The 25803-nt window shown below is 62.0% G+C and carries 23 protein-coding genes, 1 tRNA gene and 1 pseudogene; 18 read left to right on the forward strand and 7 right to left on the reverse strand.

The window, feature by feature from the left end; genetic code table 11:
- The first annotated feature begins 45 nt into the window (after nt 1-45).
- From ACP7BL_RS01845 to ACP7BL_RS01880, 8 genes are all read left to right on the forward strand, one after another.
- Nucleotides 46-336, forward strand: a complete 291-nt coding sequence (locus tag ACP7BL_RS01845) for a hypothetical protein (protein WP_033964542.1) — start codon at nt 46-48, stop codon at nt 334-336.
- On the forward strand, nt 333-554 hold the full coding sequence (locus ACP7BL_RS01850) for a hypothetical protein (protein ID WP_126845096.1): 222 nt from the start codon (nt 333-335) through the stop codon (nt 552-554). The genes ACP7BL_RS01845 and ACP7BL_RS01850 overlap by 4 nt, the downstream gene beginning before the upstream one ends.
- A gap of 110 nt (nt 555-664) precedes the next feature.
- Nucleotides 665-2512: a cobaltochelatase subunit CobT gene (gene cobT, locus ACP7BL_RS01855; RefSeq protein WP_033964541.1), complete on the forward strand. Its 1848-nt coding sequence runs from the start codon at nt 665-667 to the stop codon at nt 2510-2512.
- The gene (locus tag ACP7BL_RS01860) at nt 2505-2753 is read left to right on the forward strand and encodes a ribbon-helix-helix domain-containing protein (protein ID WP_033964539.1); all 249 of its coding nucleotides are present in this window, start codon (nt 2505-2507) and stop codon (nt 2751-2753) included. The genes cobT and ACP7BL_RS01860 overlap by 8 nt, the downstream gene beginning before the upstream one ends.
- Before the next feature lie 67 nt (nt 2754-2820).
- The gene (locus ACP7BL_RS01865) at nt 2821-5283 is read left to right on the forward strand and encodes a TonB-dependent receptor (RefSeq protein ID WP_426257466.1); all 2463 of its coding nucleotides are present in this window, start codon (nt 2821-2823) and stop codon (nt 5281-5283) included.
- Nucleotides 5283-6026, forward strand: a complete 744-nt coding sequence (locus tag ACP7BL_RS01870) for a tetratricopeptide repeat protein (protein WP_426257467.1) — start codon at nt 5283-5285, stop codon at nt 6024-6026. Before ACP7BL_RS01865 ends, ACP7BL_RS01870 begins: the two co-directional genes overlap by 1 nt.
- Nucleotides 6020-6703, forward strand: coding sequence for a Fe2+-dependent dioxygenase (locus ACP7BL_RS01875; RefSeq protein WP_426257468.1), 684 nt, complete (start codon nt 6020-6022; stop codon nt 6701-6703). The genes ACP7BL_RS01870 and ACP7BL_RS01875 overlap by 7 nt, the downstream gene beginning before the upstream one ends.
- Nucleotides 6703-7791: a PepSY-associated TM helix domain-containing protein gene (locus ACP7BL_RS01880; protein WP_126845090.1), complete on the forward strand. Its 1089-nt coding sequence runs from the start codon at nt 6703-6705 to the stop codon at nt 7789-7791. The genes ACP7BL_RS01875 and ACP7BL_RS01880 overlap by 1 nt, the downstream gene beginning before the upstream one ends.
- 29 nt (nt 7792-7820) lie before the next feature.
- On the opposite strand, the gene ACP7BL_RS01885 is transcribed toward ACP7BL_RS01880, so the two are convergent.
- A complete protein-coding gene (locus ACP7BL_RS01885; RefSeq protein ID WP_426257469.1) occupies nt 7821-12425 on the reverse strand; it encodes an NAD-glutamate dehydrogenase in 4605 nt (1534 codons plus the stop codon).
- A gap of 83 nt (nt 12426-12508) precedes the next feature.
- Nucleotides 12509-13792, reverse strand: coding sequence for a PAS domain-containing protein (locus ACP7BL_RS01890; protein WP_426257470.1), 1284 nt, complete (start codon nt 13790-13792; stop codon nt 12509-12511).
- 204 nt (nt 13793-13996) lie between these two features.
- On the opposite strand from ACP7BL_RS01890, the gene ACP7BL_RS01895 reads away from it, so the two are divergent.
- The 6 genes from ACP7BL_RS01895 (at nt 13997) to ACP7BL_RS01920 (ending at nt 18703) form a co-directional block, all read left to right on the forward strand.
- Nucleotides 13997-14072, forward strand: a tRNA-Thr gene (locus tag ACP7BL_RS01895).
- 165 nt (nt 14073-14237) lie between these two features.
- A complete protein-coding gene (locus ACP7BL_RS01900; RefSeq protein ID WP_426257471.1) occupies nt 14238-15494 on the forward strand; it encodes a tyrosine-type recombinase/integrase in 1257 nt (418 codons plus the stop codon).
- On the forward strand, nt 15491-16258 hold the full coding sequence (locus ACP7BL_RS01905) for a hypothetical protein (protein ID WP_426257472.1): 768 nt from the start codon (nt 15491-15493) through the stop codon (nt 16256-16258). The genes ACP7BL_RS01900 and ACP7BL_RS01905 overlap by 4 nt, the downstream gene beginning before the upstream one ends.
- A gap of 87 nt (nt 16259-16345) precedes the next feature.
- Complete coding sequence (locus ACP7BL_RS01910; RefSeq protein ID WP_426257473.1) at nt 16346-16510, forward strand: helix-turn-helix domain-containing protein; 165 nt, start codon at nt 16346-16348, stop codon at nt 16508-16510.
- Nucleotides 16507-18324, forward strand: a complete 1818-nt coding sequence (locus ACP7BL_RS01915; protein ID WP_426257474.1) for a bifunctional DNA primase/polymerase — start codon at nt 16507-16509, stop codon at nt 18322-18324. Before ACP7BL_RS01910 ends, ACP7BL_RS01915 begins: the two co-directional genes overlap by 4 nt.
- A gap of 40 nt (nt 18325-18364) precedes the next feature.
- Entirely contained in the window at nt 18365-18703 is a 339-nt protein-coding gene (locus ACP7BL_RS01920; protein WP_426257475.1) for a hypothetical protein, read from the forward strand.
- Here ACP7BL_RS01920 and ACP7BL_RS01925 read toward each other — a convergent pair.
- Nucleotides 18693-19106 (reverse strand): hypothetical protein, encoded by a 414-nt coding sequence (locus tag ACP7BL_RS01925; RefSeq protein WP_426257476.1) that lies wholly within the window; start codon nt 19104-19106, stop codon nt 18693-18695. The two genes, ACP7BL_RS01920 and ACP7BL_RS01925, sit on opposite strands and share 11 nt — an antisense overlap.
- Before the next feature lie 164 nt (nt 19107-19270).
- On the opposite strand from ACP7BL_RS01925, the gene ACP7BL_RS01930 reads away from it, so the two are divergent.
- Together ACP7BL_RS01930 and ACP7BL_RS01935 are read left to right on the forward strand one after the other, a co-directional pair.
- Nucleotides 19271-19606, forward strand: a complete 336-nt coding sequence (locus tag ACP7BL_RS01930; RefSeq protein ID WP_426257477.1) for a helix-turn-helix domain-containing protein — start codon at nt 19271-19273, stop codon at nt 19604-19606.
- Nucleotides 19607-19735: 129 nt separating this feature from the next.
- Entirely contained in the window at nt 19736-21478 is a 1743-nt protein-coding gene (locus ACP7BL_RS01935) for a DUF262 domain-containing protein (RefSeq protein WP_426257478.1), read from the forward strand.
- Nucleotides 21479-21493: 15 nt separating this feature from the next.
- On the opposite strand, the gene ACP7BL_RS01940 is transcribed toward ACP7BL_RS01935, so the two are convergent.
- The 3 genes from ACP7BL_RS01940 to ACP7BL_RS01950 form a co-directional block, all read right to left on the reverse strand.
- Nucleotides 21494-21694 (reverse strand): hypothetical protein, encoded by a 201-nt coding sequence (locus ACP7BL_RS01940; protein ID WP_426257479.1) that lies wholly within the window; start codon nt 21692-21694, stop codon nt 21494-21496.
- A gap of 288 nt (nt 21695-21982) precedes the next feature.
- Nucleotides 21983-22615, reverse strand: coding sequence for a hypothetical protein (locus ACP7BL_RS01945; protein WP_426257480.1), 633 nt, complete (start codon nt 22613-22615; stop codon nt 21983-21985).
- Nucleotides 22616-23200: 585 nt separating this feature from the next.
- A complete protein-coding gene (locus ACP7BL_RS01950) occupies nt 23201-23518 on the reverse strand; it encodes a pirin-like C-terminal cupin domain-containing protein (RefSeq protein ID WP_185867500.1) in 318 nt (105 codons plus the stop codon).
- 17 nt (nt 23519-23535) lie between these two features.
- Between ACP7BL_RS01950 and ACP7BL_RS01955 the strand changes: the two are divergent.
- Nucleotides 23536-23697 (forward strand): annotated as a pseudogene (locus tag ACP7BL_RS01955) (LysR family transcriptional regulator); the annotation flags it as partial.
- Between the two features lie 284 nt (nt 23698-23981).
- On the opposite strand, the gene ACP7BL_RS01960 reads toward ACP7BL_RS01955, so the two are convergent.
- The gene (locus ACP7BL_RS01960; RefSeq protein ID WP_426257481.1) at nt 23982-25103 is read right to left on the reverse strand and encodes an FUSC family protein; all 1122 of its coding nucleotides are present in this window, start codon (nt 25101-25103) and stop codon (nt 23982-23984) included.
- Nucleotides 25104-25331: 228 nt separating this feature from the next.
- On the opposite strand from ACP7BL_RS01960, the gene ACP7BL_RS01965 reads away from it, so the two are divergent.
- Nucleotides 25332-25790, forward strand: a complete 459-nt coding sequence (locus ACP7BL_RS01965) for a MarR family winged helix-turn-helix transcriptional regulator (RefSeq protein WP_426257482.1) — start codon at nt 25332-25334, stop codon at nt 25788-25790.
- The last annotated feature ends 13 nt before the right edge of the window (nt 25791-25803 follow it).

A 25803-nucleotide genomic window follows, 5' to 3' on the forward strand; every position in this document is an offset into this window, starting at 1 on the left:
GCAAGGGCGCGAAAACCTTATAATCATATGATAAGGAGTGCCGCGATGCAGACCGAACGTGTCACCTTTCTGACCACGCCCGAGAACAAGGCCGCGCTAGACTCTTATGCGTCCGGCGCGGGAAAATCCGTTGGGCATGTCCTGCGTGAGGCTTCGACCCGATACCTTGCTGGGGGGCAAAGCGAAGCGGACAGTTATGATGAGGCGCTCGCCCTGGTGCTGCCGGAGCTTGAAATCAGCCTTGCGAAGTGGAACCGCCAGTTGGACGCGATGAATGAATCGATCGACCGCGCCTGCGCGGCGATCGATCGCGCCTTGGCAGGCGACCCGGCGTGAGCACGAGCGAAAAGGCGTTCGGGCTCGTCAAGGCCGTTTTGACCTATCAAGAGCGTATGAATGGGCTGGAGAAAAAACTGGCCGCGCTCAGCGACGGCCTGACGCGGCTGGCGGATAGCCATGTCGCGCTGCGCGACCGGGTCAGCACGATTGAGGGCTACCTACGCGGTCGCAGGGATGCCGCCGCTGCATCTGACCTGCCGAGGATCGAAGGATAGTATCGGAACATCCCCGCTTTCCGACGCGCCGCAATCTGGTAGCAGGGACGCCATGATCCATCGTCTTGCCCTTTTTGTCCGCAGGCATAGCGTGTCGCCGGAGCTGAGCCGTGCCTACTGAGACCCCTCTCGATCGTTTCAAGGCCGTGCTGGGCGGCGCGGCGCGCGCGGTTGCGCATGAGCCCGAGATCGAGCTGGCCTTCACCGCCGATTCGCCGAGCCAGTCAGGCAAGCACATCAAGGTGCCGATGCCCGCGCGCACGCTGCCGCCCGAGCAAGTGGCCGAGGCGCGTGGTTTCGCCGACGGCTTCGCGCTGCGGCTGCGTTATCACGACACCGCGCTGCACGGCCGGATCGCCCCGCACGAGGCGGTGGCGCGTGCGGTGTTCGATGCGGTCGAGGGCGCACGCGTAGAGGCACTCGGCGCGCGCGGTTATGCCGGGATCGCGGCCAATCTCGACGTTGCGCTGGAGACGCGGTTGCGCGCCGACCCGATCACGCGCGCACGGACGCGCGACGAGGTGCCGCTGTCGACCGCGCTCGGGCTGATCGTGCGCGAACGCTTGACCGGTGCCCCGCCGCCCGACGCCACCGTGCCGGGGCTCGAGCTCGTCCGCGACTGGATCGAACAGAAAGCGGGGCGCGACCTCGATGCGCTGGGGCTCGCGATCGACGATCAGCGCGCCTTTGCCAGCCTGACCACCAAGCTGCTCGAAGATCTGGAATTGATCGAAGGGGACATGATCCCCGACGAATCCGAGGAAGGCGGTTCCGAGGATGAAGGCTCGGAAGAGCAGCAGGACGATCAGGGCGACGAAGGCGAGGACGAAGGCGAACAGGGCCAAGGCGAAATCGAGGCGCGCGGGTCCGAGCAGGATTCCGACAGCGAAGAGGGCGAAGGCACCGAGCAAAGCGACGATTCGTTCGACGATATGGACGGCGAGCCCGGCGACGAAGGCGAGGAGGGGATGCTCCCGGTGCGCCCCAACCGACCGTTCGCGGATTTCGCGCCGCAATTCGAATATAAAGCATGGACCACCGCCTATGACGAAGTCATCGCCGCGACCGATCTGTGCGATGCGGATGAACTGACGCGGCTGCGTTCCTATCTCGACCAGCAATTGGTGCATTTGCAGGGGGCAGTGACCAAGCTCGCCAACCGCCTGCAACGCCGGTTGATGGCGCAGCAGAACCGCAGCTGGGATTTCGACCAGGAAGAGGGCATTCTCGATGCGGCGCGGCTGGCGCGGATCGTGGTCAACCCGACCTTGTCGCTGAGCTACAAGGTCGAGCGCGAAACCGATTTCCGCGACACGGTGGTGACGCTGCTGATCGACAATTCGGGGTCGATGCGCGGACGCCCGATTTCGATCGCGGCGATCAGCGCGGACATTCTGGCGCGCACGCTGGAGCGGTGCGGGGTCAAGACCGAGATCCTCGGCTTCACCACGCGCGCGTGGAAGGGCGGACAATCGCGCGAGACCTGGCTCGCCGCCGGGCGGCCACCGCAGCCGGGGCGGCTGAACGACGTGCGCCACATCGTCTATAAGAAGGCCGACGAGCCGTGGCGGCGCGCACGCACCTCGCTTGGGCTGATGATGCGCGAGGGGCTGCTAAAGGAAAATATCGATGGCGAGGCGCTGCTCTGGGCGCATTCGCGGATCATCGCGCGGCCCGAGGAACGCAAGATCCTGATGGTGATCTCGGACGGCGCGCCGGTCGACGATTCGACGCTGAGCGTCAATTCCGGGTCGTATCTCGAACGCCATTTGCGGCAGGTGATCGGCTGGATCGAAGCCAAGTCGCCGGTCGAACTGGCGGCGATCGGCATCGGCCATGACGTGACGCGCTATTATGCGCGCGCGGTGACGATCATGGATGCGGAACAGCTAGGGGGTACGATCATAGAGCAGATCGCCGCCCTTTTCGACGCCCCGATGGGGCGAGGGCGTGGTTGAAGCGCCCCCGGGCGGGTTTATCGGCCCGGTCAAGCGCTCGGTCACCATTGCCGGACACCCAACGTCGATCAGTCTGGAGCCGATCTTCTGGCGTGCGCTGGAGGAGCAGGCGGAAATGCGCCTGCTGCCGCTTAACGCGTTGATCGCGCAAATCGATTCGGTGCGGATCCTTGCGGACGATCCCCCCAACCTTGCCAGCGCTTTGCGAAGCTGGGTGTTGGCGGCGCAAAAATGCGAATAAATCGCAATAGCGTTGACAATGCGAGTGACTCGCAATAGCCGGTCTCCATCTTCAAGGGGATCACACTTTGTCACACGCCGTTCGCAAGCCCGCTTATCTCGCTCTGTCCTGTGTCGGGGCGTTTGCCAGTTTTCCGGCCTTCGCCAACGATGTCGCGCCGCCCCCCGCCAATGATGAGGATCCGGAGCGCAAGGCCGATATCATCGTCAACGGCATCCACGAGCGTCGCCCCGCTGACCCCAAATTGGTCGCGCCGATCGTCGACACGCCCAAGTCGATCGTGGTGCTCGACAAGTCGGTGATCGAACAAACCGGTTCGACGACGTTGCAGGATGCGCTGCGCACCGTGCCCGGCATCACCTTCGGTGCGGCTGAGGGCGGCAACCCGATCGGGGACCGGCCGTTCATCCGCGGCTTTGACAGCCAGGGCTCGATTTATGTCGACGGGGTGCGCGACCTGGCCTCACAGACGCGCGAAGTGTTCGCGATCGATTCGGTGCAAATCGTGCGCGGATCGGATTCCACGCTCGGCGGGCGCGGCAGCGCAGGTGGGACGATCAACATCCTGACCAAATTGCCGCAAGCGCGTACCTTTGGCTCGATCGCGGGCAGCTATGGCAATGCCGATTACAAGCGCATCGTCGGGGATCTCAACCTCAAGCTCAGCGATACGGCGGCCTTCCGCATCGAAGGCATGTGGCACGACCAGGATGTCGCGGGACGCGATGCCATCTATCAACGGCGCTGGGGCGTGGCACCGAGCTTCACGATCGGGCTCGGCACGCCCACGCGGTTGACCGTCGGCTATTACCGCCTTGAAAGCCATGAGCTGCCCGACAGCGGTATTCCCTATCTCTACACGATCGCCAATGCGCCCGGCACCGGCGCGATCCGCACCGAACCGGCGCTGGGGCAGATTACCACTGCCACCGGTCAGACCGGCTATGTCGCGCGCTCGACCTTTTACGGCCTCGCCAGCCGCGATTTCCGCGATAGCACCACCGATCAGGCGACGGTGCGGGTCGAGCATGATTTTGGCGGGGTAACGCTGCGCAACACCGCGCGTTTCAGCCATGACAGCCAAGCGTACATCTACACCTTGCCCGACGATTCGACCGGCAATGTCTATGGCAGCGGACAAGTGTGGCGGCGCTCGAACACGCGCTACAGCTATGCTGAAAGCATCATCGACCAGCTCGATCTGTCGGGCAGCTTCAACACCGGCACGATCAAACACGATTTTGCGGTTGGTGCCGAAGTGTCGTGGGAAAAGGCGCGGCGCGGCACCTATGTCACGCGCGGCTATCTCAATTCCAGCGGGGTCGAGATCTTGTCCAACGGCTCGACCATCTCCCCCCGCTGCAACACCGCCACCGTCGCGCGTTATTATTGCGCGAGCATCTTCTCGGCCAATCCGAACGATCCCTGGGTCAATTACGCCAGCGACACTTCGACCACCGCGTCCCCGATCGTGCGCTCGCTGCCGCTGGAAGAGACGCAGAACGACGCCGAAACCCAGGCGCTTTACGGGTTCGATTCGATCACGCTGCTGCCGTCGCTGATCCTGAACGTCGGCGCGCGCTACGACCGCTTCACCTCGCGGATTACGCCCGGGCAGGCGGCCAATGCGACCACGTCGTTCCGCTTCTCGCGCACCGACGAGCTGTTCAACTGGCAGGCGGGTTTGGTGTTCAAGCCGACCAAGGAAACCAGCCTCTACGCCAGCTATGCCACCGCAGCGACGCCGCCCAACAGCCTGCTGGGCGAGGGCCGTGAGGACAATGCGCTACCAACCACCTCGGCCACGGCGAACGTGCTCGATTCGTTGAAGGTGCAAAAGACCAAGTCGTATGAGGTCGGCGCGAAGGCGAGCCTGTTCGGCGAGAAGCTGGCGCTGGGCCTGGCGGTGTTCCAGACCGACATCGCCAATGCCCGCGTGACCGATGCCAATAACAACATCGCTTATCTCGGTTCGACACGCATTCGCGGCGTTGAACTCACCGCCAGCGGCACCGTGCTGCCGGGCTGGACGGTGTTCGGCGGTTATACTTTCCTCGATGCCAAGATCGTCGATGGCGGTTTCACCGCACTGACGGTGGCGGCAAACGGCGCGGCGAAGGCAACGACGGTGCTGGTACCCTCGGTCAACACCGGCAAGGATGTGCCGCAGACCGCGCGCAATAGTTTCACTCTGTCGACCAATGTCGAGCTGACCAAGCGCTTCTCGCTCGGCGGCGGAGCCTATTATATGGACAAGCAGAATGGCGGGTATGCCGACAACCGCAGCGCGACGCAGACCAGTGCTGGCGTGGTGACGGTCAACCCCGCGACCAAGATCCTTACGCGCGGCATCCCAAGCTATTGGCGCTTCGACGCGCAGGCGCGCTTCAAGCTGAACGACCATCTCGACCTGTCGGTCAATGCGCAAAATTTGACCGACAAGGTCTATTACACCCAGACCTATACCAGCCATTACGCTTCGATCGCGCCGGGGCGGACCGTGTTCGGCACGGTGACGGCCAAGTTCTGATGGCCTTGCCCGACCGGTTTGCGGCGCTGAGCGCCGAGGAGATCGCCTCGCAGTTATCTGGGCCGCCCGAAGTGCGCGCGGCCTTCCTGCACAGCTTGGCCGAAGCCGGAGTGGCGGATGCGCAGGCGCTGTATGGGCAGCTTTTGCTCGATGGCGCTGGCGTCGCGCAGGATGCGCCCGCCGCGCTCGGCTGGTTCATCAAGGCGGCGGCGCAGCATCACTTGATGGCGATCAACATGGTCGGGCGGTGCTACGACCTTGGCTGGGGCACCGCCCCGGACAAGGAACGGGCCGCCGCCTGTTATCGCATCGCCGCCGAACGCGGGTTCGATTGGGGCATGTACAATTACGCGACCTTGCTGGCGCTCGGGCAGGGCGTGGCCGAGGACAAGCCGCTGGCGCTGGAGTGGTTCTGCAGGGCGGCGGCGCTCGGCAATGCCAAGGCGATCAATTTCGTCGGCAGCTTTCATGAAGATGGCTGGGTTGTCCCGCGCGATCTCGCCAAGGCGGCAACCTGCTATGCCCGCGCGGCCCAGGGCGGTGATTTCCGCGGCGCGTTCAACCACGCCCGGATGCTGGCGACCAAGGGCGCGATCGAGGAGGCGCTGAACTGGCTCCGCCGCGCGGGCGCGACCGCGACCCCGGCCTTTGTCGAGAAGGCGGCGGCGTGGTTGGCGACCTCCGATATCCCCGCGCTGCGCAAGCGTGGCGTTCAGGCTCTCAGGACCGCTACATCATGCTGACCGTCATTCCCGATCTGTTAACCGCTGCCCAAGTTACGGAATTGTGCGGCTTGATCGACGCCGCGCCGTGGATCGACGGCAACGATACGTCTGGCAACCAATCGGCACTGGCCAAGCATAACGCGCAACTGCCCGAGGATTCGGATGCGGCGCGGCGGGGCGGGGCGATGGTGCTCGATGCGCTCGCCGCCTCGCCCTTGTTCGTTGCCGCCGCGTTGCCGCTCAAGGTGTTTCCGCCGCTGTTCAACCGCTATGCGCAAGGCGACGGCTTCGGCGCGCATGTCGACACCGCGATCCGCATCCGGCGCGGCAGCGATTTTCGGATTCGCAGCGATTTGTCGGCGACGCTCTTCCTGGCCGATCCCGACAGTTATGACGGTGGCGAACTCGTTATCCAGATGCAGTTTGGCGAACAGCGGGTGAAGCTGCCGGCCGGGCAGATGGTGCTCTATCCCGCCTCCAGCCTGCACCATGTCGCGCCGGTAACGCGAGGGGTGCGCGTCGCGAGCTTCTTCTGGATCCAGTCGATGATCCGCAACAACGAAGCGCGCGCCACGCTGCTCGATCTCGATACCGCGATCCAGTCGGTCGCCGCGCGGCTGGGGCAGGGGGACAGCGAGGTCGTCCGGCTGACCGGCGTCTACCACAATTTGTTGCGCCAGTGGGCGGAGGTGTGATGAGCAAGATTGGTCTGCGCAACGCCTGGTTTCAGGTGCATAAATGGATCGGCCTGACCCTCGCGATCCTCATCATCCCACTCTCGCTGACTGGGGCTGCGCTGGTGTGGGACGAAGCGCTCGACCATGCGCTCAACCCGCAACGCTATGCGACCAGCGGCAGCAACACGCTGGACCCGCAGCGTTACGTTGCGGCCGCGCGCGGGGTACTCGAGCCGGGGGACCGCATTGCGGCACTGACGCTGCCGGATGCGCCGGGCGAACCGGTCGTCGTTTCGGCGAGCCTCGCGGGCAAGGGCATGCGGGTCCAAGGTCCGCCGCCGCGCAAGACGGTCTGGCTCGATCCGCCGAGCGCGCGCGTGCTGGATTTTGCCAATAGCGGGAGCGGTCTGATCCGCACGCTGCACATGATCCACGGGTCGATGCTCATTCCGGGCGTTGGGCGGCAGGTGGTTGGCTGGATCGGCGTCGCGATGCTGCTGTCGTGCGTATCGGGGCTATGGCTGTGGTGGCCGACGGTGGGGCGCTGGGTACGCGGCTTGCGCTGGCGGCGGCACCGCAACACCGACACCAATCTGCATCATTTGCTCGGCTTCTGGATCGCGTTGCCGCTGTTCGTGCTGTCACTGACGGGGGCGTGGATTTCCTTCCCGCAAGTCTTTGGCGGTGGCGGCCCGGCGGCGGGAATGCGGCCGAATGCACCGCGCCCGGTGCCGCTGGCGCAGCCGGGCCTCGCGCTTGCTACCGTGATCGCCAGCGCGCGGGCGGCGGTACCGGGCGAGGTGTCCAAAGTGGAATGGCCGACCGATCAGAAACCGATGTGGAAGGTCGGCTTTGCGCATGAAGCACGCGGCGTTGCGATCGATGATCGAAATGGCGCGACCGAGGCGACCCGCGCCGCGCCCGAACCGCTCGCGCGCACGATGCGGCGAATCCACGACGGCACCCGGATGGGGCTGGTGTGGCAGATCGTGATCTTCCTGGGCGGGCTGTTGCCCGCGATCCTGGCGGTGACCGGAATCATCATGTGGTGGCGCGCGCGGGGCTGGCGGGCGCAACTGAAGGCGCGGCAGCGGGCGCGGGCCTGATCCTCCCCGGCACGGGGAGGATCACCGGTTTACCGTCCCAGCAGTACCCGCGCCTGACCCGCAATCTGCGCCAGCATCGCCGCATTGGGTGCAGGGGCCATGCGGGCGCGGTCGACCACCGCCTTGAACTGGCCGACGCGCCCGGCATTGTCGGCCAGCCACGTCTCGACCAGCGCCTGCGGATCCGCGTCGCTGCCGCTCGCGCCGCGCCCGAGAAATTCCAGCCGCAACTGCTGGAAGTCGCGGGCGAGGCCTGCGATCAGCAAGCGTTCCCACGGATCGCTCGACGAAATGCGCGCGGCATGGGCCTGCGCCCAATCCAGCCCCAGCGCCTGGCCGAGCCGGGTGAAGGCGCGCGTCAGCACGGTCTCGTTCAGGCCCAGCCGCTCGCCGAGATCGGCCAGGCCGACCGCGCCGTCGAGTTCGAACAGGCGCACGACCTTCTGCACCAGCTTCTTGGGTGCCCCCGCCGTTTCCAGCGTGACGGCGATGCGGGCGCTCTGCGCGCTGGCTTCTTCGAGCAGCAATGCCTTGGTCTGCTTGTCGAGCTGGGCAATGCCCTTGCTGAGCCGCGCGAGCGCCGCGCCCGGCCCTGTGCCACTGCGCGTGACACGCAGCAGATCGGCAATTTGCGAGCGCGTTGCGACCGCAACTTCGTCGAACAAGGCAATGCGCGCATTTTCGGGCATCGCCGCCGTTTCGATCTCGCGCCACAAGGTCGGTAAGTCGAACAGGCGTTCGGCGACGACGAACATCGCCGCGATGTCGCTCATCGCCGCGCCTTCTTCCTCGGCGAGTTCGAACGGGTAGAGCACGCCCATGCGGTTGACGATGCGGTTGGCGAGCTTGGTGGCGACGATTTCGCCGCGCAGCCGGTGCTGGTCGATCGCCGCACCGAACTTCTTGCGCATTGCAGGCGGGAAGGCGGCGTGGAGATCGGGCAGTAACTCGGGATCGAGACCGAGGCCCGCTTTCTCGATCGATGCCTGCAGGGCGAGCTTGGCGGTCGCCAGCAGTACGGCGAGTTCAGGCCGGGTGAGCCCGCGCCCTTCGGCGGCGCGCCGCAACAGGTCGTCATTGCCGGCCAGCCCCTCGACCGCGCGATCGAGCGAACCGCCTGCCTCGAAAATCTCGATCAAGCGGACATAGCTCGGCACGTCGCGCGCGCCATCGCTCTCGGCGATCGACAGCGCGAGCGTTTGCAGGCGGTTATCTTCCAGCACGAGATGCGCGACATCGTCGGTCATCCCGGCGAGGAAGGTGTTGCGCTTGTCATAGCCGAGGCGGCCTTCGATCATCTCGCGGTTAAGCGCGATCTTGATGTTGACCTCATTGTCCGAACAATCGACGCCGGCCGAATTGTCGATGAAGTCGGTGTTGATGCGCCCGCCGCGTGCCGAAAAGGCGATGCGCGCGGCCTGGGTGACACCCAGGTTCGCGCCTTCGCCGATCGCGGTGGCGCGCAGATCCTCGGCGTCGACGCGCAGCCGATCATTGGCGGGATCGCCGACCGCGATATTGTTCTCGGCGCGCGCCTTCACATAGGTGCCGATGCCGCCGAACCAGATCAGGTCGACTGGGGCCTTCAGGATCGCCGAGATCAGCGCGCCCGGTTCCATTTCGCTTGCCTCGATGCCAAGCGCCGCGCGCACTTGTTTGGACAGCTTGATGATCTTGTCGGTGCGCGGGAACACGCCGCCGCCCTTGGAGATGAGCGAGGCGTCGTAATCCGCCCAGCTCGAACGGGGCAGGGCGAACATGCGCGCCCGCTCGGCCCAGCTTGCGGCGGGGTCGGGATCGGGATCGAGGAAGATATGGCGATGGTCGAACGCCGCGACGATCTTGAGCGTCTGGCTCAGCAACATGCCGTTGCCGAACACGTCGCCCGACATGTCGCCGCAGCCGACGACGCGGATCGGTTGCGTCTGCACGTCCACCCCGCGCTCGGCGAAGTGGCGCTGGACGCTGACCCACGCGCCCTTGGCGGTGATGCCCATCGCCTTGTGGTCATAGCCGACCGAGCCGCCGCTGGCGAAGGCGTCGCCCAGCCAGAAATGGTGTTCGAGCGCAATCGCATTGGCGACGTCGGAAAAGGTCGCAGTGCCCTTGTCGGCGGCGACGACGAAATAGGGGTCGTCGCCATCATGGATGACGACGTCGGTCGGATGCACCACCGCGCCCTCGACGATATTGTCGGTGATCGACAGCAGCGCCCGGATGAACACACGGTAGCTTTCGGTGCCCTCGGCCAGCCAGGCATCGCGATTGGACGCAGGCGGCAATTGCTTGGGGTAGAAGCCACCCTTGGCACCGGTCGGTACGATCACGGCATTCTTGACGCGCTGCGCCTTCATCAGGCCCAGGATTTCGGTGCGGAAGTCGTCGCGCCGGTCAGACCAGCGCAAGCCGCCACGTGCCACTGGCCCGGCGCGCAAGTGGATGCCTTCGATCCGCGGCGAATAGACCCAGATTTCGCGCCATGGCACGGGCGCGGGCAGGCCGGGAACGAGGTGACTGTCGAGCTTGAACGCCAGCGCAGCCCGGCCAGCGGGGGCAAAGGCGTTGGTGCGCAGCGTTGCGGCGATGACGCTGCGCAGCGAGCGCAGGATGCGGTCGTCGTCGATCGCGGAAACCGCGTCGAGCCCGGTATCGATCGCGGCGTCGGCGGCGGCGATGTCACGGCGCTTGCGTGCCGGATCATGCGCAACAGCGAAGCGCTCGATCAGCGCGGCGGCCACCTTCGGCGCGCGCCGCAGCGCGTCGACCACCGTAACCAGACCATAGGTCAGTCCCGCCTGGCGCAGATAGCGGAACCATGCGCGGAACAGCACGACCGATGCCGGTGCCATGTCGGCATCGACGATCAGGCGATTGAACGCATCGTTTTCGGCCTTGCCCTCCAGCACAGCCTGGATCGCATTTTCCAGCACGCTGGTGTCGGCTGACAAGCGCACGCCCGCCGCCTCGACCAGAAATTCATGCACAAAACCCTGTTCGTCGCCGATCAGCGCGGTCGGCAATTCCTCGATCACGCGGAAGCCGAAATTCTCCAGCACCGGCACCGCATCCGACAGTGCCAGCGCCCCGCCCAGACGATAGATTTTCAGCCGCGCCGCCCCGCGTTCGTCGCGATACATCCGCACCGAGCGATCGGCTGCGGTTTCCAGCCGCGCCAGCCGCACGATGTCGCGCGCGGCCTCCTCGGCAGTGTTGGCATTGCGATAGCCCGCCGGGAAATTGGCGGCATGTTTCAGGGCAAGCCGTGCGGCGCGCGCCGCATCGGTCTGTTCGACCAGCGCCGCCTCGACCGCCGGCACCCAGCCGCGCACCATCCGCGCGATCCGCGTGTCGAGAGCGTCGGTATCGGGCAGCACGCCGCCCTCGCGCAGATCGAGCGTGAAGCGAATCAGCGCAATCGTGTCGTCGACTTCGATCGACCAGTTGAGCACGCTCGCCTTGGCCGCCTCCGCCAGCATGTCGCCGATCGCAGTGCGGCGCGCGGTGGTCAGGTCGTCGCGGGGCAGCCACACGAACGCGAACAGGTGCCGACCGAGCACGCTGCGCACCAGCCGCAGCTTCGGGCGCGGGCGGTCCGCGAGCGACATCGCGGTCAGCGCGACATCCTCGAGCGCATCGGGCGTAAAGGCGATGACCAGGTCATGCGGCAAACCGGCCAGCGCGTGGGTGAGCGCCTTGCCGGTATGGCCCTTGGGATCGAAACCGAACTTCGCCTCGAGCGCCGCGAGCCGTTCGCGCAATACCGGCACATCCTGCGGGGCCGCATTCAGCGCGCTGCTGGTCCACAGACCGGCGTGGATCGACAGGCCGACGATCTGGTCCTTGTCGCGAACCGGCACGACCGCCAGATCGAGCGGGACGTGGCGATGCACGCCCGAAATCAGGTTGGATTTGAGCAGCAAGGGCGCTTGCCCGCCCTTGGCGAACCATTCCATCGCGAGCGTGCGCGAGGCTTCGGCCAGGATCGGCACCGCGCGCGGGTTGCGGGCAATGCCAAGCGCGGTCTCGTTCCGGCCGATCCACAATTCATGGCCCAGCAGCGTGAACTTCTGGTCGAGCAGCCAGAACAGCAAGGCGGCACCTTCCCCGGCGGGCAGCGTGGCGATGTCCGCCGCCATCGCGTCCTGCAGCGCCTGCCAGTCTCCCACCGCTGCGCGCACATCGGCCAGATTGCGTTCCAGTGCGGCGATCAGATCGCGCCGTTCGCGCGCATCGGCACGCTCCAGCTCGATATAGATCATCGATTCGGGCGAACCCTTGTCGTCGACGCTGACCAGCGCCCCGTCCGAATCGCGGCTTACGCACACGACGGGGTGGATGATGCGGTCGATTGCAATGTCGTGGCTGCCGATCGTCGCGGCGATCGAATCGACCAGGAAGGGCATGTCGTCATTGACGATGGCCAGCCGCATCCGTCGGCGCGGGTCGGTGCCGGGCAGCGGCTCCAGCGCGATATTCGGAACGCCGGTCGTGCGCCGTTCGGCCGTGGCGGCGACAAACGCCGCAGCATCCGCGCGCTCGGTCTTGCCGAACCCCTGCAATTCGCCCGGAAGCGCACCTTTGGTCAACCGGACGGCCAATGCATCCGACAGCGATTTCAGCGTGGTTTTTGCCATAGCCGCCCTATGCGCCGGTCGCGTGACGACCTCAAGACTTGTGGCAGCGCACAAATTTGCCCGGCCGGGGCGGAGGGGGCGGCTTACACCATCCGGCGCATCGCCCGCTCGGTCAGCGTAGCGTCGTCGCCAATTTCAGCGACGATATCGAGCATGCCCCCGTCGCTGGCGCGCGCGAGCAGCAGGACATAGTCCCCCGGCGCCACGTTGCTTTCGATCGCGACGCTGGCGAGGGTCGGACGATTGGCCAGCGCCGACGCGCGATCGACCCGCGCCTTCGGATTTGGGGTTCGGGCGGCGCGCTCGGCCTTGACCACGCCCTTGATGCCTCCCTCGAACGAGTCGAGGAAGTGACCCAAGGCCCCTATTGCGACGCCCATGCGGCGGGCGTGGGCAAGGACAGCCGCATATTCGGTCAGACGGGTTTTGTCGTAATCGGCCCCGAAGATCAGTTTCACGATCGGTGTCATCGGCGCGCGCAATTGTACGGCGATTCCTGCCGATGCCAGCAGCGCGTCATATCCGACCGGATCGGCGTCCGCCGCTGCGGCAAATTCGTGGGCGCGTCCGAGCACGCGGTACAGTGTGGCGCGGTGGCGGGTGTCGGCGGCGCGGAGCGCAGCGGCGGTCTGCTGTGCGAGCATCAATTGGTCGATCAGCGTGGCTCCGGCGATCGTCGGGCTTTCGCGGTCCATTGGCGCATCGTCGTCGAAACCGGCACTGGGACCATCGGCCCACACCGGTGCGGTCACGGCAGATTTGGGTGCGGTCGCGACCGCCGCCGTGATTTCCGCCTGGAGCCTGGCTTGCGTCTCCGCGTCGACCAGCTCCTTCCAATTGATGACGCCGTAGATGAAATCGATTGAATCCTCGTCGGAGGAAAAGGGCATCAGGATGCCGCGATACATCGTGTTGAATCCGCGGGTACTGACAAACTCCGCCTCGAATCCGATCGGCGCGCGATTCGCGATGATTTGCAGATAATGGTCGGTCAGCCGCGACAAGAGCGAGCGACTCGGCACTTGCGCGATGTGGGTGATGGAGGAGTCGAGCGCGCATTCCTCGCGCAGCGCCTTGCCGAGAAAGGCGATGGCAGGATTTTCGATCCCGGCGGAGAAATCGAGCAGCACGCTATGCGGGCCGAAATCGGTGATGTTGGCCGGATCGAGATCCTCGATCGACGGATAAGCGCGCCCGCCAAGCAGCGACACCCAATAATTATAAGCGCGAACGTGCATCCGCCGTTCGTCGGTGCCGACGTCTATCTGCGTATCGACGCCGCCGGTATCGGCGTCTTGGTCGGCGCGACCGCTGTCGATCTCATCCGTGCCGAGCCGATCTTCCTCGAAACCGCGAACACTATCCATTGCGCAAACGCCTCACCTGGCGCGACCCGACCCGACATGGGCGAGCGTCACCGGCACACCTTGTGCGCCGTGCGTGGTAAACGTGGGGTAAAGGGCATCCGTTTTCGGAGAGCGCGCGATGCACCTCGCATCGCAACGCTTGTCAGCCCGCAAACGACCTGATAAGCGCCCGCCCTCGCGTTGGTTCGTACGGATCAGCGCCACGCCGCTTTAGCTCAGTTGGTAGAGCATCGCATTCGTAATGCGGGGGTCACAGGTTCGAGTCCTGTAAGCGGCACCAATTCTCCATTCGCCGACGTTCGCCAACGGTTGAGAAAACCACGGGAATCTGCTATAAACGACGCTAGTTTGATCGCTAGTGTTCGCCGTTGATCGTCCACAATCGGACGATTTTGGGGGCCACGCTGGGGGCCAACCCAAAATGTCAGAAAGGCGTGGCCCCCAAATGGCTCTTATGGACAAGGATATTCGCAGGGCGGAGCCGAGGGCGGCACCCTACAAACTTGCCGACGACAAAGGTTTGTTTCTGTTGGTCCAGCCCTCCGGCGGCAAGCTCTGGCGTTTGAAATATCGAGTCGATGGGCGCGACGAGGCGGGCAATGCCAAGCGAGTTGAGAAGAAGCTGGGGATTGGCACCTACCCGGAAATCAGCCTGAAAGAGGCCCGGGATGCACGGGACGCTGCGCGACGCTTGCTCGCTCAGGGCAAAGACCCGGCGGACGAAAAGCGTCGCGAGAAGCACGCTGCAAAGGTCGGGGCGGTGAACACCTTTGGCGCTGTTGCCAAAGCCTGTATCGCAAAGAACCGGCGCGATGGGCTTGCCGATGCCACGATCAGAAAACGCGAATGGTTTGTCAGTTTGGTGGATAAGTCGCTTGGTTCGCGCCCAATCGCGGAAATCGCGCCGTTCGAGATATTGGACGCGGTTCGCCCGTTCGAGGCCGCAAAGAACGATGAAAAGGCACATCGGACGTTGCAGTTCATCGGACAGGTGTTTCGCTATGCCGTTGCCAACCAGCTTGCCCCTTCGGACCCTACTCGCGATCTGCGCGGTGCGCTGGCCAGCCGGAAGCCCAAGCACCATGCCGCCATCCTCGATCCGAAAGCGGCTGGCGAGTTGCTCCGCGCTATTGATGGCTATGAGGGCCACCCACTCACACGCGCCGCGTTACAGCTTTCAGCATTGCTGTTCGTTCGACCCGGTGAGTTGCGAAGAGCCGAATGGTCGGAAATCGACCTAGACGCTGCTGTGTGGCGAATTCCAGCAGCAAAGATGAAGGGGCGTATGGAGCATGTCGTGCCCTTGTCCCGCCAAGCCATCTCCCTTTTTGAGGCCTTGAGGGACCTTAGCGGGCACGGGCGCTACGTCTTTCCTTCGCTTCGATCTGGCCTGCAACCCATGTCGGAAAACACCGTCAACGGCGGGCTGCGGCGATTAGGTTTTACCGGCGACGAAATGACCGCGCACGGCTTTCGAGCAATGGCGAGCACGCTGCTAAACGAGTCGGGCAAATGGTCGTCAGACGCGATCGAGCGTGCGTTGGCGCACAAGGACCGGGATACGATCCGCGCCGCCTATCATCGCGGCGCTCATTGGGCGGAGCGCGTCGAAATGGCGCAGTGGTGGAGCAACCATCTCGACACCTTGCGCAACGGCGCGGATATCGTGCCGATCGGGCGGTCGATACGGAGTAGCAAGTGACGTCGACCGAGGTAGATAATTCCCCACCAGCTATCTGGCTTGGGCCGCTTAACCCACCGCCGGAAAAATCGTTCATTACGCTGTCGCACGCTATTTCGTGGATTGCTTTTAGGCATTCAATTAGCGGGCCGCAGTTGGCTATGGCGTTAGGCATAGGCAAGGTACGCGACGCTTCACAGGCAATCACCGACGCCGAAAAAGATGATGCAATCGCGCACGCGGTTGAACGATTGACTGACTTGGGGTCGGCGGGCGCGATTGAGTTCTGGGCGCGACAGTTTCGTGACGTTCTGGACGATGGAAACGAGATTCTCACTGAGCCAATACGCCCTTTCCGGCTTGCGGATTATCGGTGGTTTGACACCCTTGACGACTCCCTGCATCGCGGCTCAGGGCTTGCGTGGGACCACAACAGGCGGCAACCGCTATATCCACTCGACCAACGGCATTTTCGCTTCGTCACGGTCAATCGTGACGACCTATTGCGGGAATTTCCTCGCGATCTGGCGATACCCGTTGATCTGGTCGAATCCGAAATTGTGAAGGTCGATAACAAGCGAGCGCCTCCTTTGTCAGACGCGCAACTTGCGCGATGGTGGGAAGGCCTTGCCACCGTCCGGGATGCCATGAGTGAGCCTAAACTTTTGCGCGATGTTCGGGAGCGTTTCCCAGACAGCTTTATCGCTCGGGAGCGCATTCGTGCCCTGACAAACGGCAGAAAACGAGGCCCCAAACCCAAATTCAGCGGAAAAGCGACCGCGTAATTTTCGCCGAACTTGCCGCCGAATTCTGACTGCTCACAACCATGCGTGCATCCGCTGGCATCCTGCTGGCTGCAAATGGAGGCACGAATGAAACCGGTCACAATATCGATCAAGGAAACGACCGAGGCGCTCGGGATCGGGCGGACCACCGCATACCAGCTTATCCGCGATGGGCGCTTGGAGGTCATCAAGCTCGGGCGGCGCACACTTGTGAAAGCGGATTCGCTACGCCGATTGGTGGATGCGGAATGATGGCTCCTTTGGTGGCTCCCGAAGCGACTTACGCTTTGCGCAATCCGGCGGTGGATTGGCGAGAGTTGTATGACCTTGGGTTTAGTCTCATTCCGATTCGCTTCGGCAGCAAAATGCCTGCGATACAGTGGGCGGGTTTTCAGACGCTTCGTGCCTCATGGGATGAGATTTCAGTGTGGGCGCGCGCGGGCCACAATGCGGGTATTGTGACGGGTCAGCTTTCTGGCGTCATAGTGCTCGATCTGGATAGCGGCGATGCGATTGAAGAGGCGGAACGTCGCGGGCTTCCAGCGACGCTATCGGTAAAAACGGCACGCGGTCGCCACGTCTATTTCCGATGGCCGGGTTTCAAGGTTCGCAACAAGGTCAAAATCTTTGACGGCGCGGACGTGCGCGCGGACGGCGGATATGTCGTTGCCGCCGGGTCCAGGCACGAAACCGGCGCTGAATACAGATGGGAAACCTACCCGGCGTGGAATGAAATTGCCGACGCCCCAGAATGGCTGTTGATTCTGTTACGTGGTCAGGATGACGCAGAGGCAGCGCAGCGCCTGCCTATCGCAGCCGCGAATAGCGCCTATGGTCAGCGCGCGTTGGATCAAGAATTAACGATCCTTCGCAACGCCAGTGCGGGCGGCCGGAACCACCAATTGAATCGCTCGGCCTATGCGCTCGCTCAACTTGCCGCTGGAGGGCATCTAGACGCCGCTGTAGCACAGAGCACGTTGGCCGATGCGGCGATCATCATCGGACTTGAACCCCACGAAATCGAGCGAACGATTGAGAGCGGATGGCAGGCAGGTTTACGGGAGCCGCGCGGCCCGAGGAAGATCGAAGCCACGGGACGCCCTACGATAATTAGCGCTCGCGCGCTTTCACAAATGGCTTTTGCGGAACTGCAATGGGCGCTTCCGGGTATCCTACCGGAAGGATTGGCAATCCTCGCGGGCAGGCCGAAATTTGGAAAGTCATTTTTGGGCCTCCAAATGGCAATTGCGATCGCGACGGGCGAAGGCAAAAACTTTGGCGTTGCCGAACTACAGGCAGGTGACGTGCTTGTATGCGCGCTGGAGGACAGCGAGCGTCGGCTGAGGGACCGGCTGCGCCGCCTGTACCCGTTTGGACACGCACCCGAGCGCCTTCAATTCGCGACGGCGTGGCCACGGACAGATCAAGCCGGAATCGAAGAGCTAGAAAAATGGTGCGATGAGCATAACTCGGCACGGCTCATTATTCTCGACACATGGCGGGCGATTAAGCCTCTGTCGAACGGGCGGGCCTCCGCTTATGACGAAGATGCGAACGCCGCCGCGCCGCTCTTAGAATTCGCCAAACGGCACCCCGGCCTCGCGGTTCTCGTCGTTCACCACGTTCGCAAGACAGAAGCAGACGACGTGTTCGATACGATTAGCGGCACGCACGGACTCACCGGCATTTTCGACACGTTGATGGTGCTTGGCCGTCATGGAGACGGGGCTAAGTTAGCAGCCCAAGGCCGCGACTTGGACGGCTATGAAAAGGCGCTTGAGCGCGATCAGCGCACTGGCGGATGGATTGTGAAAGGCGATACCGTCCCGCTAGCAAAAACTGGCGAGCGTCAGGAGCTCCTCGATTTGCTCGCTGCGGCGGATGGCCCCCTATCTCTCGCCGAAATCGCCGGGTCGGTAAGCAAGCAAACGGGTACGACGCGCCATTTGCTCAAATTTTTAATCGCGGACGGTGCGATCTACCAGCCGGGCCACGGGCAATACGCTCTTGCCCCGTCTCAATTCCCTCAAGGTGCTCAATTTAATGAGGATGAACATCCATTTTGAGCGAGTTGAGTGAATTGAAGGGTTATTTGGAGAAAGAGAAATGAAAATACAGGACGCCTTAATCGCGTGGAATGAGCCATGCGATAATCGCGACGACGACAACCTGAAGTTTTTAGACCGAGTCCTAGTAGTTCGCAAAATCAAACCATTCCCGACAGGATGGGCATTCGGCTACAAGAGCACATATGGCGCTTGCTGTGCTGACTGGTGCGTCGCGGATGATGCCGAGGCGACCTCGAATATCTTGCGGTTATACCGTCGTCTCACGCTTCAGGGTATCCCGCCGCTGGAAATTCACCGCGCGTTCTTCGTGATCGACGGCTATCGACGCGCTGGCGGCTTTGACATGCTACTGAACGGAGACGAGTTTAATCCTTGAATTTTTCCTGCCGCAGCCATTCGGCGTGCTTACCCCAAGGGTAATTTTCGTAGCGGCAGAGAGTGTCATAAGCTCCCGGAAGCTCCATCGCGTCCACATACCAGTCTGGGCGGCGGTGGAAAAATTCGGCTAATTCGGCTTTGCCGTAGCGCTCTGCGTTGCCAAGGCCGCATACCTTGTACCATAGCAAAGCGATTAACTCGTCCTGCTGCTCGATAGTGGTTTGGAGGCGGGTCATTTTGGCTCGAACATCATCCGCACCCATGTCCAGTAAGACGTGGCTTTGATTGTGATTTCGAAAATCGATCTCGATATTATGCGAGATGCTCCTTTCGAAATAGATATTAACCGCGACGGGCCACGTCACGGCTATTACGCCTATAATCCAAAGCCAGGTCGACATTTGAGCCTTTCTCGAAAACGCGAACGCCGTGCGGTCCGCTGGCACCCCCCAACTCGTAAGCTAATTCGAAAAGGTTGCCTGTTAATTACCAATATGCCGACATATCGAATCTGCGTCACTCATGCAGCCCGCCCCCTCCGGCTACCCGTCGATAGGGAGGCGTCATGGTCGATTTGCGCGCGAGATTTGGTGGTCTGGTAAAGGCGCATCGCGTGCGGTTAGGACTGACGCAGGAAGCCTTGGCAGAACGCGCAAATATCAGCACGGACATGGTGTCGAAGATCGAGGGCGGCAACTCGGGCGCGCGTTTCGGTGTCATCACGCAACTCTCGGCGGCGCTCGGCGTCGATCCTGCGGAATTGTTCACGCCTGATCTGCCGAGGGGGCAATTGCAGCGGTCGACGCTTACGGAAATCACCAGTCGCTTAGCAAGCCTTGGCGATGGCGAATTGCGGTGGCTGAAGGGGATTTTGGACGCTGCGCTGCGATCCAAACGATAGGGTGACGGGGACGGTGGAGCGAAGCGTCAACCTTCACGGGGGCGGCAATCCCGCCCGATATTGCCTTTCCCGCCGAACGAGTTGATATCCAGCGGGGCATGACCTTTGGGTTCAGGGCTGGAGGGAAAGATGGCGTTTGTCGAACCGATCACGATAAAGGATGCCATCGACAATATTCACCGCAAGAATTACCTGCTTCCCGCGATCCAACGCGAATTCGTCTGGGACGTCGACCAGATTGAAAAGCTTTTTGATTCCCTCATGCGGGATTATCCAATTAGCTCATTTCTATTTTGGGAAGTCGACCGCAATAACGTCGACAAGTACCAGTTTTACGAATTCGTCCGCGAATACCACGAGCGCGACAGTTACCATAACCCCAAGGCAAATCTGAGCGGCGAGTCTGGCATTATCGCTATTCTCGACGGCCAACAGCGCCTGACCTCCCTTTATATCGGGCTCAGGGGGGCATATGCCTACAAGATGCCGCGCAAGCGCTGGGACAATGATTCCGCTTTCCCCAAGCGGCACCTCTATTTGAACCTATTTCATTCTCCCGCCGATGAGAGTGATATTGAGTATCAGTTCAGCTTCCTAACAAAAGCCGAGGCGGAGGTTCGCAATGGCGAAAACTTTTGGTTCAAGGTTGGCGACATTCTCAGCATTATTGAGCCGGTCGACGTCAACGATTACTTGCTAAACAATGATGTCGCGCAGTTCGGAAACGACAGATTTCGGCTAGCCAACAAGGCTCTCTTCAAACTGCATGACGTCATTCACAAAAGCAGATCAATCAACTTTTTTCTGGAGCGCGGCGAGGACCTCGACAAGGTTCTCAATATCTTTATCCGCGTCAACAGCGGTGGTACGCAACTCAATTATTCCGACCTACTGCTTTCCTTCGCCACGGCTCAGTGGAAGGACAAGGACGCACGCGAGGAAATCACCCAATTCGTGGACGAAGTGAATGGGATTGGCGACGGATTCAATATAAACAAGGATTTCGTTCTTAAATGCTGCCTCGTCCTTGGCGGCTTCCGGGAAATCGCCTTCAAGGTAGACAATTTCAACAAGGCGAACATGCTCAATATCGAGCGGCAGTGGGAAGACATCACCAAAGCGATCCGCGGGGCGGTAATTCTGCTGGAGAATCTCGGATATCACCGGGATACGCTGACATCGAACAATGCCTTGATTCCGATCGCCCATTATTTGAAAAAAATTGGCGTCCCCAACAATTTCGCGATTGCGTCGAAATACGAGGCTGACCGCAAGGCTATCTTTAAATGGCTGGTTATCGTTCTCCTCAAGCGTACATTCAGTGGGCAACCCGACAACGTGCTCCGCCCTATCCGGGAGGTCATCAATGGCGCAGAACAGGGCTTTCCATTCGAGGAGATTTCGAACAAACTAAAGGGTGGCACAAAATCCCTGTCATTCGACGAAGACGAAATCGTAAGTCTGCTCCATTATAGCTATGGAGAGGCATATACTTACTCGGTCTTGGCATTCCTTTACCCGACGCTCGATTTTCGAAACAAATTCCATCAAGATCACATTTTCCCGAAAAAAATGTTCACAAAGAAGCGGCTCTCGAAGGCGGGAATCAGCGAGGAGGACGCTGAGTTTTTCATGGACAATTTTAACAGTTTAGCAAATTTGCAGTTGCTTGAGGGGGTTCCAAATCAGGAAAAGTCGGGCAAGGATTTTGACGCTTGGCTGACTGAAAAATATCCCTCAGCCGCTGAGCGCAAGGACTACATGGCAAAGCACTATATTCCCGACGTCGACCTTTCCTTTGCCCATTTCCGGGAATTTATTGGGAAGCGGGAAAATATGTTGGTGAAGGCGTTTAAAGAATTACTGAACTGACGGGACGGATACAAATCAGGGCTTAAGCCATCCCTTATGAATACCGTCTCTCCACAGGTCATCCGCATATTGCTCCGCCGTTTTGGTTATGCTCTTGCGCACGATGAGGCCCCGAGCTTCCGCCGCAACATAGGCGCGACAGACGGCTTCCTTATTCGGCCCGAGATGGTCGCGAAGTCCCTGCATCACTTCGCGCTGTGTTGGTGGCTTGCTCATCGGCAAATGCTATCTCACCTCAGCCGCCCGCGCTAGGTAAACGTCAAACTCAAACTGAGACACCAGGTGAATTCGCCTTTATCACATTCCAACGGCAGATTTTCTTAATTTAGCGCGGTCTAATCCGCCGGTCCGCTCAAGGCTCTGACCTCGCCATCATAACGTCGGTCTGCGAATGACGGTAGCCGGGTGTCTCTAACTTACAGCTTTTCGGGCCGCTCCTTGGCCCGCGACCGCGAAAAATTGGGTCTATCCCGCGCGTGCAATCGGCCCGGCTTTGCGTTGCAGCTAAGAAGGTCGCCCCCCGGTAGTCGGGAAAAATGCCGCCGGGTCCCCTTGGCCGCTCTGGATCAACGCGACGATCTTCTCTGCACACGCAACGTCCAACGCATCGAAACGAGACGCGTGACGAGCATAAGTCCGATTCCACATGCCCTTGGGCCGCTTCAGTCCCACACCGAGTCCTTGCACGTCGCCAAGCCGCCGCTGCGCACGAAATAGCTTTTCAAAGGGTCGGTCGAAGCGCGTCAGTCGCTCCACGCGGTAGGACAGTCCCAATGCCTTCCGGCTGGCAAAGCGAGTGCCGCCGGGCGCTAGATATAGGCACCTGACGCGCTCGCCCGTCACGGGGCAACGCATCCACCAGCGTCGCCCTCCGAAATTTTGCGGCACCGCAGTGAGCATTACCGCCTGGCTAATTGTCTCGGTCCAGATCGTCAGCCTCGCGCTTTCCAATTTTCGTAAATCCAACCGAAAGCGGGCGGAGTGTAAGGCCGTGCCATCAACCCGCCATTTGATTTCGCCGCTGACTGCCTGACCGTCGCCGATCGGCCCGAGCCGCATTATCCAAGCAAGGTCTAGCATGAGAGAATCTTCGACCAGCGCCTTGCTAACGTGCCGCCCGGAATGATTGTCGCCCATAACCGATATCTCGCCTGATTCGCCCAAATCATCTGGAAACTTTTGCCGCTCTCGAATAGCAGGGGGCCACATTGGGGGCCATAGCGAAATAGCCTTAAATAATCACATTTAATTACAACATTATAAGGCTTATATTCGAGTCCTGTAAGCGCACCATTATAGGCCCGAGACGGCTCTAAACCCTCGCAAAATCCTGAAAATCCTGGTAAATCAATCAGAGTCGGTTTGCGGCGTTCCGTATCCGTTCGCCCTAATCCGACCGATTCGGGGGCCGATGTGAGGGCCTCGTGATTTTGGAAGGATTGGAGGCCCCAGAGGGCGCTGACAGTCGACCCACGACCTGCTTTCGACACTCAAAAGGATCGAGGGCAGAGGCCATCACGAACCGGCTCCGGAACAACCCAACAGTTCCGGCGTCCATAGGCCGCTGAAAAGCGCCATATACCGCGACATAGGACAGCCCGGGAGCGCCGGCACTCCTTTGGGGGCGGCGGGGTCGGCGAGGCCCAGGACCACCTTGCCGCCGAGCGCGTTCAAAAGGCGGTCACCACAGCCGCCACGCATCCGCCAAATCGATTTGAACGTTTAGAAGCGGCCGGCCCGGTAATCGGCGAGGGCTTGCTGGATTTCCGTCTGCGTGTTCATGACGAAAAGGCCGCCAAAGGCGATCGGCTCACGCAAAGGCTGGCCGGCGAAAAGCAGAAATCGGCCGGGAGTGCCCCGCGCCCTTATGGTAAGGTCTGACGTTCCGGGCTCCTCCGATCGCGTTAACCAGCCAAGCGGGCCAGCGCTCAAAAGATTACCGGCGGGCCCGATCTCGACCGCGCCTTCGATGACGTAGACAAAGGTGTTGTCGGTCGCCGCAAACCCGTGCCGAAATGCACCATCGCTTTCGACCCGCACCTCGAGCATCGTACAGGGCGGAACGGCGACCGATGCCGTTGCTTGAACCGTTCAATCCCGGCGATCGGGAGGTCCTTCACGCGGTTTTCGTGGGCGGTGCGAATATGCCTGCGCGCACGCGGCTGTTCGTCGGCTATCTGGCGAACCATTACGGTGAGTATAGTCAGCAGCAATCTTAGCTGCGGTAGTCGGCGGGGCACCGGACGCACCGTAGCTGGCAGCCCGAATCTGTGATCAGGCCCGTCGGCGGGATTATGAACTCACTACATGATCTCCGCTCGGTCGCGCCGGAGTCCGCTTTCGGCGCAGCGGGGCTTACTTCGGCCAATCCGACGCGTCATCTGAACACGAACCCACGTCCGATGTTGAGGAGCCGAAAACGGGTCGCGAGTGACCGGGGATGGGTCTCAAAGCATTGCCCAGAAGTCCTTGAGACGAATAGAGGATTCAGTGAAACAAATTCCTATCGATCTTTGGATTGCACCGTAACTTGATGGCCAAGCTGGCGGTCTGACACGTCCCCGGCGCTGGCGGCAAGCAAACGATCGAAGAGCACGTTGAGTGTCATCACCGTTAGACCTCCTGCCAGGGTTGCGATCAGTCGGTCGGTTAGCAGTGCAGACGCGATCGGCTTGCCGATGTCGAGCACCAGCAGGATCAGCGGGGTGCTGACGACTGCGTAGAGCAGATAATTTCGCGCGCGTGCCAAGGGCACGACCGTGGCAAGCAGGCACGCGACGATGCCGAGGGCCACTGGCGACGACACGTAGCACAGGATCGCACCCGTCAGGGCAACGCCGCCGAGGGTGCCCGCCAATCGCTGCACGGTCTTCACCGGTACATGTTCGATAGGGCGCTGCGTCAGCAGCGCGACCGTGAGCAGGATCCAGTAGAAATGATGCGTCGGCCAGAGATGGCGCAGAACGCTGGCGATGCCGAGACCGAGGGCAAGCCGAAGCGGGAATTGCCATCCCTCGAGCCTGTATAGCGTGCGGCGAAAATAGGCGCGACGTTGCGCGTGGGTGGGCGTTTGCCGCGTCTTGTGTGCAAGGCCTTTTTGGCTCCTGCGGCCGCCGGCCAAGATGCCGCGCAGGGCGATGTTCCACAACGCACCCAATCCAAATATCAGCGCTGCAGCGCCACGATGCGCTGGGGCACCGTCGAGAAAGCCGACGCTCAGCACGAAATAGATGATGAAACGGATGGCACCCCCTGCGATTGGTCGACTGTAGCCCGACAGAAGGGCCGCCACCGCGGCGAGCGAGATCAACGCCAGGTCGGGTTGCGGCAGTGCGGAGACCACGGTCGCCACAGCAACGGCGATCAGTGCAGGGGCAACTGACTGGCTGAGGGGAGGGGGCGGCGTTGCCGCACTGCCGCTGCCCCCCGTCGGCGCGCCAGCAAGCAGGATGGCACCGAGACCGATCGTGAAGCCTGCCTCCGCCTGTCCAAGCATAAGGCCGGCAACGACGGGGACGCCCATGCCGAGCGCCGCGATCGCGAGCATGCGTAGGCTCACGGGTTCCCCCGGATCGATCGCCACGACATCGCGCCAAAGCCGGGAGGGGAGGTGAAGGGATTTCACGATCTGGTTCCTGCTGCACCGTCCATGCCCATGCCCGGAAGAGTGCGGGCGGCGCTGCCCAGCACGCGAGCGTCCCAACCCGTCAGTCGATTTCCGGTGCGTCCGTAATCGATCGGCTTCCATCGTCGCGGCGGTGACCACGCCGCCTGGCCAGCCGATGCGGACGAGCAACCGGCACGCACACGCTCCTTGTTGTGGACCAACCATTGATACGCTATGCGTATTATTATGTCGAGCGCGAACGATCGGGAAAGTGACGAGGCGCAGATCGTGCGGGCGGTGCTGCGCCTTGCGAGGGCCATGCGCCGGTCAGCGCGGGCCGCCGAACTGACGGGCGGCGCGCTCGCGCTGATTGCGACGCTTTATCGCAAGGGCCCGCTGAGTGCGGTGGCGCTCGCCCGAGCCGAGGGGCTGCAACCGCAATCGCTCAGTCGCCTGCTTGTGCGAATGGAGGCCGGGATGCTGATCGAGCGGGGGATCGATCCCGAGGACCGGAGACGCCATGTCATCACGCTGACCTCCCGGGGACGCAACGCGCTGCGTTCGGCGATGACCCAGCGCCGCGAATGGCTGGGTAGCGTGATGGCCGAGCGGCTAAACGAGACGGAGCGCGCAAGCCTGCGCGCTGCCGCCGAGATCATGCTCAGGATTGCCGATCCCCTGGAGGAGGACCAGGCCGCCGATTGATGAGCCGACGCTG

The sequence above is a fragment of the Sphingomonas sp. DC1600-2 genome (assembly GCF_049897605.1).
GTDB lineage: Bacteria > Pseudomonadota > Alphaproteobacteria > Sphingomonadales > Sphingomonadaceae > Sphingomonas.

Bases quoted from the DNA above. Each gene is read 5' to 3' on its own strand.
- ACP7BL_RS01940 (WP_426257479.1), bottom strand. From the start codon at position 21,694: ATGAGCAAGCCACCAACACAGCGCGAAGTGATGCAGGGACTTCGCGAC.
- ACP7BL_RS01935 (WP_426257478.1), top strand. From the start codon at position 19,736: ATGGCGTTTGTCGAACCGATCACGATAAAGGATGCCATCGACAATATT.
- ACP7BL_RS01875 (WP_426257468.1), top strand. From the start codon at position 6,020: ATGCTGACCGTCATTCCCGATCTGTTAACCGCTGCCCAAGTTACGGAA.
- ACP7BL_RS01910 (WP_426257473.1), top strand. From the start codon at position 16,346: ATGAAACCGGTCACAATATCGATCAAGGAAACGACCGAGGCGCTCGGG.
- ACP7BL_RS01900 (WP_426257471.1), top strand. From the start codon at position 14,238: ATGGCTCTTATGGACAAGGATATTCGCAGGGCGGAGCCGAGGGCGGCA.
- ACP7BL_RS01930 (WP_426257477.1), top strand. From the start codon at position 19,271: ATGGTCGATTTGCGCGCGAGATTTGGTGGTCTGGTAAAGGCGCATCGC.
- ACP7BL_RS01965 (WP_426257482.1), top strand. From the start codon at position 25,332: ATGTCGAGCGCGAACGATCGGGAAAGTGACGAGGCGCAGATCGTGCGG.
- ACP7BL_RS01920 (WP_426257475.1), top strand. From the start codon at position 18,365: ATGAAAATACAGGACGCCTTAATCGCGTGGAATGAGCCATGCGATAAT.
- ACP7BL_RS01915 (WP_426257474.1), top strand. From the start codon at position 16,507: ATGATGGCTCCTTTGGTGGCTCCCGAAGCGACTTACGCTTTGCGCAAT.
- ACP7BL_RS01845 (WP_033964542.1), top strand. From the start codon at position 46: ATGCAGACCGAACGTGTCACCTTTCTGACCACGCCCGAGAACAAGGCC.
- ACP7BL_RS01885 (WP_426257469.1), bottom strand. From the start codon at position 12,425: ATGGCAAAAACCACGCTGAAATCGCTGTCGGATGCATTGGCCGTCCGG.
- ACP7BL_RS01925 (WP_426257476.1), bottom strand. From the start codon at position 19,106: ATGTCGACCTGGCTTTGGATTATAGGCGTAATAGCCGTGACGTGGCCC.
- ACP7BL_RS01945 (WP_426257480.1), bottom strand. From the start codon at position 22,615: ATGGGCGACAATCATTCCGGGCGGCACGTTAGCAAGGCGCTGGTCGAA.
- ACP7BL_RS01870 (WP_426257467.1), top strand. From the start codon at position 5,283: ATGGCCTTGCCCGACCGGTTTGCGGCGCTGAGCGCCGAGGAGATCGCC.
- ACP7BL_RS01890 (WP_426257470.1), bottom strand. From the start codon at position 13,792: ATGGATAGTGTTCGCGGTTTCGAGGAAGATCGGCTCGGCACGGATGAG.
- ACP7BL_RS01880 (WP_126845090.1), top strand. From the start codon at position 6,703: ATGAGCAAGATTGGTCTGCGCAACGCCTGGTTTCAGGTGCATAAATGG.